Annotated in this window: 11 protein-coding genes; 5 read left to right on the top strand and 6 right to left on the bottom strand. The window is 33.2% G+C overall.

All coding sequences use genetic code 11. The features are described 5' to 3' along the window. The first annotated feature begins 30 nt into the window (after nucleotides 1-30). A complete protein-coding gene (locus N4A40_14380) occupies nucleotides 31-1,974 on the top strand; it encodes an NAD(+) synthase (GenBank protein ID MCT4663041.1) in 1,944 nt (647 codons plus the stop codon). Here N4A40_14380 and N4A40_14375 read toward each other — a convergent pair. Beyond that, nucleotides 1,949-2,395, bottom strand: coding sequence for a C-GCAxxG-C-C family protein (locus N4A40_14375; GenBank protein ID MCT4663040.1), 447 nt, complete (start codon nucleotides 2,393-2,395; stop codon nucleotides 1,949-1,951). The genes N4A40_14380 and N4A40_14375 overlap by 26 nt on opposite strands. 167 nt (nucleotides 2,396-2,562) lie before the next feature. On the opposite strand from N4A40_14375, the gene N4A40_14370 reads away from it, so the two are divergent. Then, a complete protein-coding gene (locus N4A40_14370) occupies nucleotides 2,563-2,826 on the top strand; it encodes a TfoX/Sxy family protein (GenBank protein ID MCT4663039.1) in 264 nt (87 codons plus the stop codon). A gap of 100 nt (nucleotides 2,827-2,926) precedes the next feature. Here the strand turns inward: N4A40_14370 and N4A40_14365 are convergent, their stop codons facing one another. The 3 genes from N4A40_14365 to N4A40_14355 form a co-directional block, all read right to left on the bottom strand. Beyond that, nucleotides 2,927-4,732 carry an ABC transporter ATP-binding protein/permease gene (locus N4A40_14365; GenBank protein MCT4663038.1) on the bottom strand — a complete coding sequence of 602 codons (1,806 nt, stop codon included), beginning with the start codon at nucleotides 4,730-4,732 and terminating at the stop codon, nucleotides 2,927-2,929. A gap of 12 nt (nucleotides 4,733-4,744) precedes the next feature. Continuing rightward, nucleotides 4,745-6,541 carry an ABC transporter ATP-binding protein/permease gene (locus N4A40_14360; protein ID MCT4663037.1) on the bottom strand — a complete coding sequence of 599 codons (1,797 nt, stop codon included), beginning with the start codon at nucleotides 6,539-6,541 and terminating at the stop codon, nucleotides 4,745-4,747. A gap of 231 nt (nucleotides 6,542-6,772) precedes the next feature. Beyond that, complete coding sequence (locus tag N4A40_14355; protein MCT4663036.1) at nucleotides 6,773-6,955, bottom strand: hypothetical protein; 183 nt, start codon at nucleotides 6,953-6,955, stop codon at nucleotides 6,773-6,775. Between the two features lie 508 nt (nucleotides 6,956-7,463). On the opposite strand from N4A40_14355, the gene N4A40_14350 reads away from it, so the two are divergent. The 3 genes from N4A40_14350 to N4A40_14340 all read left to right on the top strand — a co-directional run bounded on the left by N4A40_14350 (nucleotide 7,464) and on the right by N4A40_14340 (nucleotide 10,782). After that, nucleotides 7,464-8,735, top strand: a complete 1,272-nt coding sequence (locus tag N4A40_14350; protein ID MCT4663035.1) for an MFS transporter — start codon at nucleotides 7,464-7,466, stop codon at nucleotides 8,733-8,735. A gap of 180 nt (nucleotides 8,736-8,915) precedes the next feature. Next, nucleotides 8,916-9,458, top strand: coding sequence for an XRE family transcriptional regulator (locus N4A40_14345; GenBank protein ID MCT4663034.1), 543 nt, complete (start codon nucleotides 8,916-8,918; stop codon nucleotides 9,456-9,458). A 247-nt stretch (nucleotides 9,459-9,705) separates the two neighbouring features. Then, entirely contained in the window at nucleotides 9,706-10,782 is a 1,077-nt protein-coding gene (locus tag N4A40_14340; protein ID MCT4663033.1) for a Xaa-Pro peptidase family protein, read from the top strand. 117 nt (nucleotides 10,783-10,899) lie between these two features. On the opposite strand, the gene N4A40_14335 is transcribed toward N4A40_14340, so the two are convergent. Both N4A40_14335 and N4A40_14330 read right to left on the bottom strand, forming a co-directional pair. Then, a complete protein-coding gene (locus tag N4A40_14335; protein MCT4663032.1) occupies nucleotides 10,900-12,579 on the bottom strand; it encodes a cache domain-containing protein in 1,680 nt (559 codons plus the stop codon). 3 nt (nucleotides 12,580-12,582) lie between these two features. After that, nucleotides 12,583-14,973: a cache domain-containing protein gene (locus N4A40_14330; protein MCT4663031.1), complete on the bottom strand. Its 2,391-nt coding sequence runs from the start codon at nucleotides 14,971-14,973 to the stop codon at nucleotides 12,583-12,585. Between the last annotated feature and the right edge of the window lie 46 nt (nucleotides 14,974-15,019).

Here is a 15,019-nt window from a genome sequence, read left to right as displayed (position 1 = left end):
TACAATAGAAAAATAATGGGAGGCAGAATTATGAAAAGCTACGGAATAATACGTGTTGCTGCAGGTGTAAACAGATTAAAGATAGCAGATCCACTTGCAAATGCACAAAATAGCATAGAACTTATAAAAAAAGCTAAGAGTCAAAAAGTACAACTACTAGTGCTTCCAGAGTTAAACATTACAGGATACACATGTGCAGATCTATTCTTCCAAGAACAATTATTAAAGCGTGTAGATCATGCAGTTGAGCTAATTAGTGAAGAGACAAAAGGATACAACGGAATAGTATATATAGGGATTCCGTATCTGTATAAGAATAGATTGTATAATTGTGCACTTGCAATTCAAAATGGCAAGTACTTAGGTCTTGCACCTAAACAATACATTCCAAACAATAAGGAATTTTACGAAAAAAGATGGTTTACATCTGGAGACAAGGTACTAGAGAAGACTGTATTTGTAGAATACAGAGGGCAGAATATACCATTTGGTAGATTCTTACTGGAAGATTCGCAGACTAAAGCTATAATTGGAGCAGAAATATGTGAAGACTTGTGGGCACCTATACCACCATCTAGCATATTGGCATTAAATGGAGCAAATATAATAGTCAATCTATCGGCAAGTAATGAATTAGTTGCCAAAAGCGAATACAGAAGAGATTTGGTAAAAAATCAAAGTGCGAGATTACAATGTGCCTATATTTACTCATCATCTGGCGTTGATGAAGCAACTAATGATGTAGTATTTGGTGGGGACACCCTCATATTTGAAAATGGCAGGTCGTTAGCGATAGGAGAGCGATTTAAAAGAGAGAGCTTTTTAACTATAGCAGATGTAGATGTCGAACAATTAAACTTTGAAAGAATGAGTTCTAAAACGTTTGCAGATTGTAGCATAAACTATGAACTGGACATAGAGCGAGTGATAGTAAAACCATTAGTGGAAATAGAAGATTTAAAAGAAAGCTACAGAACATATGATAAAAATCCATTTGTACCAGGAGAAAATCAAGATAGAGCTAAGAGATGCAGAGAAATATTCGAGATACAATCAAGTGCACTTGCAAAGAGACTTGAACACATAGGATCACCTAAGGCGGTCATAGGTATATCTGGAGGTCTTGATTCGACTTTAGCGCTATTAGTTGTAGTAGAAACATTTAAAAAACTAAAAAGACCACTTACGGATATAGTTGGCATAACTATGCCTGGATTTGGAACTACAGATAGAACATATGACAATGCTATAGATTTGATGAAATCACTTGGCATAACACATAGAGAAGTAGATATAAAGAAATCTGTTAGACAGCACTTTGATGATATAAATCATGACGAATCAATTCACGATATAACATATGAGAATTGTCAAGCAAGAGAGAGAACTCAAATACTAATGGACGTTTCAAATCAAGTCAAAGGACTGGTAATAGGAACAGGAGATTTATCAGAAGTTGCACTCGGCTGGTCTACTTACAATGGAGATCACATGTCTATGTATGCAGTAAATGTAAGTGTACCTAAGACTCTAATACAATATGTAGTAAGATGGGTTTTAGAAGAACGCTTAGAAGAAAATGAATCTAAAAAAGTACTTGAAAGAGCGCTTAGAGACATATTAGATACACCTATAAGCCCTGAATTATTGCCACCAGATGAGACAGGGAATATAAAGCAAAAGACAGAAGATACAGTAGGGCCTTATATACTACATGATTTCTTTTTGTATCATACTGTTCGTGGTGGAGTTAGAAAAGAAAAATTAAGAGCTATGGCTCTGAAAACCTTCCAAGAAGATTATAAGCCTGAAATAATAGATAAATGGCTTAATCACTTCTATAGAAGATTTTTTACTCAGCAGTTTAAAAGAACTTGCATACCTGATGGACCCAAAGTAGGATCGGTATCCCTATCACCTAGAGGCGATTGGAGAATGGCAACAGATTCTAGTTTTGGAGCTTGGATGGATTGATTTTGCAATAAGTTTTTGTAGCAAATTTATTAATAGTTTCTTCTAGAGCTTCACCGGCTTCAAAGATTACAGGATTACATCCTACATCTTCACGGCGGTGGAGCTCTTTTAATTTTTCACAATGAGTACATGATAGTCGCTTTTTAAAATTTTCGAAAAAATATGCATTTATCTCTTTTAAAATTTCAGAATCGTGAGCACGTTTTTCAGTAAAAACCACACCTATAATTGCAAGTCCGCCAGTTAGAGCACCGCAGGCTTCATCTTGATACATTCCTCCACTAAATGGAGCCATAGCATGGAAAAAATCTTCAGACAGATCAAGAGAATAAGCATCAGATGCAGCCATAACAATAGTTTCAGAGCAGCTTAAATCATACAAATCCTTGTTTCTATATTTTTCTATAAATTGTTCTAACATATAAATACCTCCTAAAATATTTGATGGCTATATTATAGCACAGAGAAGTGAAATATTTACTACAAAAAGATAGATACAAATAGAACGTAAAATTTGAGATTATTTGCGAAAAAGGGTATAGTGTTAGAAGAGATATCAGAAATATAATTCGAACTGGGGGAAGATATATGGGTAAATTATCCGAAATGCCAAACATAGGTAAAGTTTTGGAGGGCAAATTAGAAAGAGCAGGTATAGACAATCCATCCGACTTAGTAGTATTTGGCAGCAAAGCTAGCTTTGAGAGAATCAAAAAAGCTGACCAAAGCGCATGTCTAAACACATTATATGCTCTAGAAGGTGCTATACAGGGAATTCGCTGGCATGGATTAGATGAAGTAAAGAAATCAGAATTAAAGGAATTTTATAGAAAGCACTATGGAAATAAATAGTGATTGATGAAAAATATTGATTAATAGAAAATGCTGATTAAGGAATAAAGCTGAGAATAGTAGAATAGTTTAACTCTACAGATTCTCAGCTTCTATTATGCTAATTTTTTATAGAAGTATTGATATTGTACTCATCAGAAAATTGTTTTTTATAAAGACTATAATACGCACCTTTTTTGTTCAACAATTCCTTGTGAGATCCAATTTCAACTATGCTACCATTTTTTAGAACCAAAATTCTATCAGCATTTCTAATGGTAGAAAGTCTGTGAGCTACTATAAAACTAGTTCTTCCATGCAAAACTTCATCTATAGCTTTTTGAATCAAAACTTCAGTTTCAGTATCGATAGAAGAAGTAGCTTCATCTAGTATAAACAAAGCAGGATCACAGAGTATAGCCCTTGCAAACGAAATTAATTGTTTTTGACCAGTTGACAATCGGCTACCACCTTCACCGACTTCTGTATCATATCCATTTTCAAGTTTTGATATAAAACTATGAGCTTTTACCATTTTAGCAGCTCGTATCATCTCTAATTCGCTAGCATCAGGATTAGAATACAATATATTATCTCGTATAGTTCCGCTAAATAGATGCGGCGATTGAAGTACGTAACCTATGTTAGAATGGAGCCATTTTTGAGGTATATCTCTTATGTCGATACCATCTATAGAAAGAGTACCAGAAGTAGCTTCATAAAATCTACATACCAGATTAACTATAGTACTTTTGCCAGATCCAGTTTCGCCAACTAAAGCAATAGTTTCTCCCGCATTTACATTTAAAGAAAAATCTTTTAGAACAGATTCTTCCTCTACATAGTGAAAATCAACATGATCAAAACAGACATTTCCCTTTATGGTTGGCAATTCATCTCCATAAGACTCTAAAGAAATTCTATCTTTTATATCAGATTCAGTTTCGATCAAAGACAAAATTCTTTCAGCAGAAGCCTGGGAATTTTGAAGTTCTGCAAATATCCTTGCAAGATCTTGTATAGGATCAAAGAAAAGTACGGTATAATTTATAAATAAAATTAAAGTACCAGGCATTAATGTTCCCACTGACATCTCATATCCACCATAAGTCATAACCAAAGCAGTTCCAATACTTCCAAGAATCAATACAACTGGAAGATATAGTGAAGAGAATATGGCAGCTCTAACAGAAGAGTTCTTCATTTTGCTAGTAAGTGACTCAAAAGAATTAAGATGGCTATCTTCTAAAACCAAAGTTTTAGTAGTTTTAGCGCCCATGATACCTTCACTGAATGCTCCAGTAATTTTTGAATTTGTCTTTCGAACTTTTCTATATGATTTAAGTATCTTTTTTTGAAAATATATACTTACAATTATCAAAATAGGTATGACAGCTAGTGTCATTAGACCAAGCTTGAAATTAGCTATGAGCATCACGACGGCAATTATTGCCATCATAGAATTAGCCCAAATCATATCGACTAATCCCCAAGAAATAGTAGAGCTCAATTTCTCAATATCAGAAGTCATTCTAGCCATTATCCAGCCAGTTGGTGTCTTATCATAATATGAAAACGAGAGCTCTTGAAGTTTTTTAAATCCATCTTTTCGTATTTCATAATTGAGTCCCATTTCTATCTTGCCAGCTATTGCTATTAGAAAATATACATTGACACTTTGAATTAGAATCAATACTCCGTAAGCGGCGCTAAATAAGCCTAATTTATCTAGTTCTTTTGGTATGATAATATAGTCGATGACGTATTTTGTGAGAAGAGGGAGTGCGGCATCTATTCCCGCAACTCCAACCATCACAATGGCTAATAATATAGCATCTTTTTTATAGGCTTTACCGTAACGAATTAGTTTTTTCCATAGCCTTAAATCTACTTTCTTGTTGTAATTTTGTTCTTTAAATTCAGCCATAATTATCCCTCCTTAGACTGAAAGAGGAAGTTCATCATCTAAATTGTTTTGTAAATTGTGTATTCGATGATAAATACCTTTATTTGCTATGAGTTCTTCATGATTACCAGATTCCATAATTTTTCCATTTTCTAACACCAATATCAAATCAGCCTCAGATAAACTAGAAACCCTATGAGAAATGATAATCTTTGTTGCATTTCTGTTTACAGATTGTAGAGCGGTTCTTATATTTAAATCTGTTTCGGTATCAACAGCACTTAGTGAATCGTCAAATATGAGTATAGGACAATTAGTAAGTATAGTTCTCGCTATTGCAACTCTTTGCTTTTGACCACCAGAGAGAGAAACTCCCTTTTCACCGACAAGAGTATCGTAACTTTTATCAAAACCCTCTATTACATCGTGAACACAGGCAATTTGAGCAGCAGCTATAATTTCTTCTTCAGTAGCATTTGGTCTTGCTATCTTGATATTTTCAGATAAAGTTTTGGCATATAGAAATGGTTCCTGGAGAACTAAACCAATCTGCTTTCTTATAAATGGTTTGTTGAAACTATTTAATTCGACACCATCTATTTTGATACTACCGCTTTTATAGTCATACAATCTAGTCAGTAAGTGAACTAATGATGATTTTCCAGAGCCAGTAGAACCTAAAATTGCTAGAGTTTGACCAGCTTTGATTTTGAAAGATATGTTGTTTAGCACATCGCTATCATCATCATAAGAGAAACACACATTGTCAAAAGTGATATTTCCGTTTACATTTACATCTTTTTTGCCGGTTTCAAAATCTTCAGCAGGAATTTCTAAAATATCGTGAATACGGCCTAGAGAAACAGTAGCTTTACCCATATCTGCTAGAATTCTTCCCATTTGACGCACTGGCCAAAGAAGCATATTTTCATAAGTTATAAATACACTCAAAGTACCAAGCGTTATCTCACCTATATAAGTTAGGTAAGAGCCATAAACTAGAACGATTGCAGCTTGAGTCAAGCATAGAAAATCGGATGAAGACCAGTAAATAGCCAATAATTTTATTAATTTATAAGTTAAATCAGTAAAATTCTTATTTTTTTCATCGAATTTATCAATTTCCAATTCCTCTTTTGCAAAAGCCCTTACAACGCGGACTCCAGTTATATTCTCTTGCAATGTAGTCGATAATTTTCCCTCAGCTTCATCAGATTTAGAGAAAAATTCTTTTACTTTCACAAAAAATATGAATGAAAATAAGAATATAAAAGGCACTATAGACATGGCAACAAGTGTCAATTTGACATTTAGACTCAACATGATAGCTATAGAACAAATCAGCATAAATACAGCTTGACCTATTGTAACAAATTGAGTAGCCAAAAATTTTCTTATAGTTTCAACATCAGAGGTACAGCGCTGAATTAAATCACCGGTTTCAGCCTTTACATGATTATCGTATGGAAGTCTTTGAAGATGGTCATAAAGAGCTTCCCTCATTTGTCTTGCGCTATCTTCAGAGGCTTGAGCTGCTAATTTTCCTTTGTAATACATGAAGAAACCTCTGATTGCAGTAAAAAATATTATAATAAATCCAATAATCCATAAGTTGTCATATAAAAAGTCTATTCCACCAATATAATTTATGACATCTGTTATTATGCCAGATTCTAATGGTTTATCTAGAAGTATTGAATCTATAGTTGTTCTTATAATAAGTGGATTAATCATTGAAAAAAGTGTAGCTAGAGCGACAGCTCCCATAGCTAGTAAATATCTGAGCTTGTTACGCTTCAAAAATACTGAAATTTTCTTTATAGTAGTCATGAAATCATCTCCTTGTGAATAAATTTTCCGGGTACGAGTTGAGTATAGGTGGAGTTCTAACCTTTTTTAAATTTGATCGGTTCTTGTTTTTTAAAACATTTGACATAGCAAAACCTCCTTTTTTGTATAAAAAAACCACAGGTATTCACCTGTGGTGGAGTAGAACTAGACAAAGGTACAAAAAAACCACAGGCTAGATGACCTGTGGTAATTAGCAGAAAAATTTACTTATCAGATCATCCGATTATGAAATTGGTCAGACTGGTCCCCAAAAAAGCCCAAATCCGCAAAATTAAACGCAAAAATCCCATATAGAGCGCGAGCAAGCACACGTACAGAAAGATTCATATTAACTTTAACAGAATTTCTAATTGAGTTAGTAATGCTTAAATCGTTATAAACCAAAGTATTCATAATCGGACCTCCTTTCGTAAATTAAAATTTTTAATCAAGTCGTAAAAATCAGAATATTTTCACGTACGCTTAGATTATACCCTTTAATTTAAAAAAAGTAATAAAAAAACCATATTTGTAACCTTATTGTAATATTTGCGAAACAAAATAGTTGTTCATTGTTTCGCTTAGATGACAAATGTGAAAAAATATTTGACAAAACGGGTATAGAGAAACTAGAATGAGATAAGACAAAGGTCAGTTTGAATATAAAAAAGGAGTGGTGACTCATGCTAGAGTACGATGATAATGTAGTAAATAAGGGATTTGAGAAGAAAATATTACACAGGTTCTAGGCATTCTACCAGAATTTATTAGACTATTGGGTTAAAGCTGAAGTGTTTTGCCACAAACTTTGATAGATCTATTTCTTTTGGAAGAACCGCTAGAAGGTTCTTTTTTTGTACCCAAATTGAGAACATAGGTTTGGCGCATATGTTAAAAGAACCAAAAGAGGGAGGAATAGATTTTGGAAATTACTAAAAAAATCAAAAAATCATTGGAGCCTTATATGGGGCTACCTAGGGAAGTATATGTCATATTTATATCGAGAATGGTCAATGCAATGGGAGCATTTGTATGGCCTATGATGACGCTTTTACTCACTAGTAAAATTGGACTTAGCGAAAAAGAAGCTGGTTGGTATATGATGCTACCGGGAATATTTTTTATATTTGCAAGTTTACTAGGAGGTAAGTTAGCAGATGTGTTCGGAAGAAAGGTTATAATAGTTACACTTGAATTAATAGCAGCAGGTTTGTATATCATGTGTGGTTTTATAGAGCCATCCATGACGACATATTATTTGATAATGGCAGCAGGTTTTTGTTATGGAGTAGCAGATCCAGCTCATGGCGCACTAATTGCAGATATAACGACACCTGAAAATAGAGATGCAGCTTACGCACTTTCTTATATGGGTTTCAATCTAGGATTTGCAATTGGGCCAGCTATTGGTGGATGGTTATTTGAAAACAATTTACACTGGTTTTTCTGGGGAGATGCAATTACTGCAATAATAGCCATAACACTTCTCATGATTTTTGTAAAAGAGACTATACATTTGACCAAAGAGGATGTTGGAGTAGACCGCCAACTTGAAAAACAAGAGCAAGGTTCTATAATAAAGGTATTATTGAAGAGACCAGTTTTAATTGGATTTGCATTTATAATGTTTGGATACAATTTTGTATACGCACAGTGGAGTTTCATGGTTCCGATTCATACAGACTTAGTTGTTGAAGAGGGAGCAAAGTGGTATGGATTTTTATCTAGTTTCAACGGATTTGTTGTTATAGCTTGTACGCCGTTGATTACACTTATACTTCACAAACTAAAAACAATACAGAGAATAGTAGTAGGCGGATTATTGTATATAGCAGGATATCTATTTTTTATACTGACACAAAATATAGCATTTTTCTTCATCGGTGTAGGAATATTTACTCTAGGAGAGATAGCAGTCACTGTAAATGCAATGCCATTTATAGCAAACCATACGCCATCTAGTCATAGAGGTCGAATGAATGCTATAATACCTATGATATCAGGATTAGGATTCACTATATCACCTATGATTATGGGAAATGTAATTGAGAGTACTAATATTACAACTGCATGGTGGTTCGTATGCATCATCATGGTTGTATTTAGTGTATTCATGGTATTGCTAGGTCATTTTGATGAAAAAAGCAAAGCGACTAATATGACAAACGAAGCTGAAAAAGTAGAGACAGTATAAAAAGTATAAACGACATAGATTTATTTACGAGCAAGACTATATGTAAAATATAAAGAAAAAACACAAAAAGCATTGATATCAACGTGATTACTCTTGTTATCAATGCTTTTATATTGCATTAAAGTGTGATATTCTAAGGTAAGGAAACAGTCGGTTAAGGATATGGGGGTTGTCGTGTAAATGAATGGTATTGCAGAAAAAATAAAAAAAGCTAGACAAATGAAAGGTTATACGTTGAAAGAGATGAATGCGCGAACAGGATTGTCTGTTAGTTTCTTGTCTCAAGTAGAAAATGGCAGTTCATCACTAGCGATTACATCACTAAAGAAAATAGCAGATGCGCTTGAAGTACCTATAAAAGCCTTTTTTGATGATTATGAGGAACATTCATATGTAACAAAATCAGAAGAACAGCATCCGTTTAAGCTAGAAAAAGCAAATATAGAATATAGAAGACTCAGTGGAGACTTTCCAGATAGAAAAATAGAGACTATATTAGTTAAAATGGGGAGTAACGAGAAGCATAGAGAAATATTCACACATCCAGGTGAAGAATTAGTATACATATTAGAAGGAGTACTAATAGTAAATCTTGATGGAAAAGAATATCTTTTGAAAAAAGGAGACACTATGCATTACCCATCTAATATACCTCATTTTTGGATAAACCCGATAGATAGGGAAAATAAATTTTTAAGCACAACAACTCAAGTGTTTTTCTAAAAACAAAAATAGCATTTTAATATTATTGTGGAATCATACACATACAATCTTTTAAAAACCACTTATAGCCGCTAAAATATATTTTGCGGTAGAGTGGTTTTTTATTGTGAAAAATAGAAATCACAAATAATTCTTGTATAGATGAAAAAAATTTACTATAACAGTAAAAATGCCTTGGCATTATTTTAAAAATTGTGATAATATTGAAATTAGTAAGAAGTCAATTATAAAATAAGAGGTGAAATAAATGAATCAAAAAAGATTAAATGTAATTTTAGGAAAAATGCAGGAAAAGGGTTTAGACCAAGTAGTAATTACTTCTCCAGAGTCAATATTCTATTTATTAGATGAGTGGATTCACCCAGGCGAGCGTATGTTAGCACTTTATTTAAACAAACAAGGCGAGACAAAATTATTCTTAAACGAATTATTCCCTATATCAAAAGATTTAGGTGTAGAGATTCAACATTACAACGATACAGAAGATCCAATTGAATACTTAACAAAAATAGTTAGTGGAAATACAGCTCTTGGAATCGACAAAGAGTGGCCATCACATTTCTTAATCAGATTGATGAAGAAAATGCCAGAACTCAAAGTAGAGATAGGTTCAGAATCAGTAGATGAAGCTAGAATGATCAAAGATGAAGATGAAAGAGAACTTTTGAGAAAAGCATCTCAAATAAACGATAAAGTAATGGCTGAAGCAATAGAATTAGTAAAAGCAGGACATTCAGAAGTAGAAGTTGGAAAGAGATTGGCGGATGTATATGCAAAATACGATACACCAGCATTCTCATTTGATCCACTTATTTGCTATGGTGAAAATGCAGCTGAGCCACATCATAGTTCTGATGAAACAAAATGGAATGAAAATGAATGTGTAATTATAGATATTGGTGGACTTACAAATAGTTATGCTTCAGATATGACTAGAAGTATATTCTTAGGTGAACCAAATGAAGAATACAAAAAAATATACAATCTAGTAAAAGAAGCAAATGCAGCTGGTATAGCAGCAGTTAAACCAGGTGCAAAATTTAGCGATATAGATAAGGCAGCTAGAAAAGTAATTGAAGACGGAGGATATGGACCATACTTCACACATAGAACTGGTCACAACGTAGGTATCTGCGTACATGAAGCGCCAGATGTTAGCATGACAAATGACATGGAAGTCAAAGAAGGAATGGTATTCTCAGTAGAGCCAGGAATTTATCTTACTGGAAAATACGGAGTTAGAATAGAAGACCTAGTATTAGTTACAAAAGACGGCTGTGAAGTATTAAATAGCTATCCAAAGGACTTACAAATAGTAAAGTAAATAATAGAAATACAAATTTAAATTAACTTCAAAAAGGGTCAAGTCTGAAATTTCAAATAACCCAAACGTTAGATGAAATCTCAGACTTGACCCTTTTTTATATTATATAACAGTAGTTTACAGCTCTTTTGGTGCATAAATATGGAAAGTAGTTCCAACTCCGATCTCGCTTTCGCACCAAATATCTCCACCAAGTTGTTCAGTTACAATAGTGTATACGAGATTTAGCCCTATTCCAGAACCTCCCTGTCCACGTCGAGTAGTAAAAAATGGATCAAATATCTTGGTTACATTTTCTTCGGGTATACCTATACCAGAATCTGCAAAATCAAGGAATACACTATCATCTTCTTCCCATATTCTTATCAATATAGTCCCATTAGTGTCATCGGTAAAAGCATGTATCAGAGAATTCATCAGCAGATTTGTAATTATTTGAGAATACGCTCCTGGATAACTATTTACAAAAATTTCTCCATCACAATCTACTATGATATCATGTCCAGAATTTTTGTATTCGTGTTTCAAACTAAATAATGTAGACTCTATATACTCATGGAGATCAAATCTAGTCATAATATTTGCATGTTGATCGACAGCCATTTGTTTGAAGTTTCTAACGAGCTCAGCTGCTCGATTCAAAGTTATAGACAGCATATTTGCAGATTCATCCATGTGATCCATGTAATTTAGCAAAGTCTTCTTCGACATTTTTTGATCTAGCAACATAGCCCTGTTTTTTTCGTTTAAATTCAATATATGAGAAACAGTAGTTATACTTGCACCAAGTGGCGTATTTATTTCATGAGTTACGCCAGATACTATATTGCCAAGTGCAGCCATTTTTTCAGATTCAAGCAATTGCCTTTGAGTCTTATTTAAAGTTTCGATAGAATCCTGTAATTCACGAGTTCTGTGCTCTACTCTCTTCTCTAATTCAGCTTCTATTTGTTTTCTTGAAGTTATTTCCTTATTTAGAGTAGTCAGCATGTAATTGAATTGAGTAGCTAGTATACCAGTTTCATCATTATTTGAAACATCTAAAGAGTCTATCTCATAATCGCCCTCAGCAACCTTGCTTATAGAATTTGTCAATTTAGATATTGGGTTTAGTATAGAATTTGATAAATAAAATACCAAAGAGAGTCCCACTAGAGACGTTATAAAAAACATGAAAATTGTTAAACTCAAAATGGAATTTGCACCTCTGTTAAAATCTTCTAGATAGATACTTGCTACTATAACCCAGTTCCAATTTTTATCGAATTCAGAGTAATTTGTCTTGGGAGCTATCACATCAGAGTATGGTAAAACCCAGTGATAATTTGTAAATCCACCTCCATCTATTGCTTTTTCTATCATTTCACGCACTATGAAATGAGAAGAATCAGCCATATCGGTAGAATCATATAGATAAGCTCCTTCAAGTGTAGGATGAGCTATTTCATATCCGTCAGTATCTAGTATGAAAAAATAACCATGCTCACCTAGTTTTAAATTGTTATTTATAGGTCTAGTACCATCATCAGCCATAGGGCCTAGTATCAATTGCTTTATATCTTCTTGTGCTTCTTCTAGTGTTAGTTGACCAGATACAACTTCATTTTGCCTGATATTTATAGCTTCCTTTATCATTCGAACTCCATTTTGCATGACTATTTTTCCAGATTCGGCTAATTCAGTTGATGCACTAGAATATGAAACATAGCCAATGATTCCGTTTGAAAGGAGAATTAATATTGAAAACGTTAATATGAACTTATATCGTATTGAAAATTTTCTGTTTTGATCATTCATTTATCAAATCTCCTTTCTGTGTTGTAACAAAGCAATAGGCAATTTCATAACCAAATTAGAGGAATTATCCTCAGCAATATCAAAAAATACAGAACCATTCAGTGTTTTATTTACGATGTTTTGTACAATAGTGAGTCCCAAACCAGAATGAGAATCAGGCATACTAGTGTAAAACGGCTTAAACATTTCATCATTTAATCTGTCACTAGCGTAGCTTTCTCGATACTCTACAAATATATTATTATCATTCTTATAAAGCCTTATAGAGACAAAAATGCCATCAGATCCAAATTCTATTGTATTGTCATAGAGCTGCTCAAATATTATATTAAAAGCATTAGGGTAAGAATCTATAGTAATATCAGCTAAAGCTAGAGAAATCGGGACGGGGTGTTCGAGCATTGGATGTTCGAAATGATGTCTGGCGATTTCTTTCAAATGAGCATTTAATGAAAAAACTTTTCGCTCACCTATAGATTGACTTCCTGATAATAACTTAAATGATTTTATCAACTTATCAACTCTTTTCAGATTGTTCTCCAAAAGTGTTGTAGATTCATCAATTTTTTTTACGAATGATATTAAATTTTTCTTAGACAATTTATTTTCCGATAGTTTCTGCACCAGCTCCTCATATATAAATCGAATATGCGAAACAGAGGAAATAGAAACGCCGAGAGGAGTATTTATATTATGAGCTACCCCAGCTACAAGATGATTCAATGATCCTAGAAGTTCTGCTTTGATAGCAGTTTCTTTTGTTTCATTTAGTAAATCTATAGTCTTTTGGAGTTCAAGCGTTCTTTCAGACACCTTTTGTTCCAAATTCATAGTAAGCTGCTTTAGTTCAGATATATCAGTGATTATACCAAATGAACCGTAAATATCTCCGAAATCATCGATTAGTGGAGTTGCATTTATTAGAGTGTAGAGCGTTTCATTTGACTTTGTCAAAAATTCCATTTCATAACTATCTTCTAACCCCATCTTTCTATCCGTTATTTTACTTGAAAGCAAATCTTTACTTTTAGAATCCAATAGCTCATACATATTCATGCTTAAAAGCTCCTCTTGAGAATAACCAAGTATTATAGCAAGCTCAGGGTTCACGTCTTTTATCTCACCATTTAGATTTATTTCTAGAAATCCCTCATTCATAGTTTCTAATATGGTTTTCAATCGTTTTTCATTTGCTCGAATCAATTCTTTCGATTCATTATTTTCAACGATTTGAAGCTTCAGCTGATCTTGTTGACCTTTGATATCATCCAAGAAATGGTTGTAGTAGCGACTTAGCGTACCGATTTCATCATCGTATTTATAATGGAAATATGCATCTAAGTTGCCTTTAGAACCATTTTGCATTTGATTTGAAAACTGTTCTAGCGGCTTACTAATAATACGGCTAGCCCTTTCGTTTATCAAAACTATTAGAACAAAAGAAGCCAAAGTTGTTAATATAAGTAGTTTTTGAACATCAAAAAGAGGAGAATAAAACTCTTCAGAATATCCAGAAGAAGTTACAATCCAATTGTACTCAGGTATAAATTCAAATACTGCCAACTTTTCTCTAAACTCATCCTCATTTGGATTTTTCCATGGATATGTGTAAACTCCAGTCTTTTTGTTGAAAATATAAAATATAGAATCATATCTTGGGTCATCCTTAGCATCCAGAATGTTTACATCTTGTAAAAACGGATGGATGATGAATTTACCATCATTTCCAATTACATAAGAATAACCTGTTTTTCCAAATTTTTTGGATAGAAAAGATTCTTCAAAGTCATGTATGTTTATAAGATCTGTGAATTCTTCTCTATAACTAGATGCAGATATAATCCAGTCCCAAGGTTCAAAGTAAGTCATGTATAGGGCTTTCGGGCGAGTTTTTGTATCCTCTGGATTTTTCCAATCATATTCTATATACCCCGTTTTTAATTCAATTTGTTTTTTACCGAAATCGAAAGTTTCGATTGAGGTTTCAACTAGTTCATCCACTGGATGAACCTCTAATATACCCTCAGAATCAACTATGTATAGATAACCTGTTGAACCTATTGTTGGTTCAAGTAACAATTTAGATACCTCAGTTTTAGCCTCTTCTAAAGTCATTTCACCTGAGAGATAACGTTTGTGATAATTTTCAGCAATGTGCTTGTAATTGTCAGCTAGTGTCCTAAGGTGGTTTTTTATGGAAGTATCAGCAGCTGTTTTAACCATATCGACCATGCTAGAAGTTGAAAGCTCAAGATGAGTTCCTATGCTGGTTTCAAGCTCAGCTTTGTAATTAGAGTACGTTATTATATTAAAAATAGAAAAGCTAAATATAAATATGGTGGAGTATAATAGCATTAGCTTGTATTTTATTTTTAAATTTTTAAAGTAGTTCATTAAATTACCACCTTTCATATATAAAAATTACCCAGAATTATTGGTT

The sequence above is a fragment of the Tissierellales bacterium genome (genome assembly GCA_025210965.1).
In the GTDB taxonomy this organism is placed as follows: domain Bacteria; phylum Bacillota; class Clostridia; order Tissierellales; family JAOAQY01; genus JAOAQY01.
This window is presented reverse-complemented; position numbering and strand designations above follow the sequence as displayed.

Bases quoted from the DNA above. Each gene is read 5' to 3' on its own strand.
- N4A40_14380 (MCT4663041.1), top strand. From the start codon at position 31: ATGAAAAGCTACGGAATAATACGTGTTGCTGCAGGTGTAAACAGATTA.
- N4A40_14375 (MCT4663040.1), bottom strand. From the start codon at position 2,395: ATGTTAGAACAATTTATAGAAAAATATAGAAACAAGGATTTGTATGAT.
- N4A40_14370 (MCT4663039.1), top strand. From the start codon at position 2,563: ATGGGTAAATTATCCGAAATGCCAAACATAGGTAAAGTTTTGGAGGGC.
- N4A40_14365 (MCT4663038.1), bottom strand. From the start codon at position 4,732: ATGGCTGAATTTAAAGAACAAAATTACAACAAGAAAGTAGATTTAAGG.
- N4A40_14360 (MCT4663037.1), bottom strand. From the start codon at position 6,541: ATGACTACTATAAAGAAAATTTCAGTATTTTTGAAGCGTAACAAGCTC.
- N4A40_14355 (MCT4663036.1), bottom strand. From the start codon at position 6,955: ATGAATACTTTGGTTTATAACGATTTAAGCATTACTAACTCAATTAGA.
- N4A40_14345 (MCT4663034.1), top strand. From the start codon at position 8,916: ATGAATGGTATTGCAGAAAAAATAAAAAAAGCTAGACAAATGAAAGGT.
- N4A40_14340 (MCT4663033.1), top strand. From the start codon at position 9,706: ATGAATCAAAAAAGATTAAATGTAATTTTAGGAAAAATGCAGGAAAAG.
- N4A40_14335 (MCT4663032.1), bottom strand. From the start codon at position 12,579: ATGAATGATCAAAACAGAAAATTTTCAATACGATATAAGTTCATATTA.
- N4A40_14330 (MCT4663031.1), bottom strand. From the start codon at position 14,973: ATGAACTACTTTAAAAATTTAAAAATAAAATACAAGCTAATGCTATTA.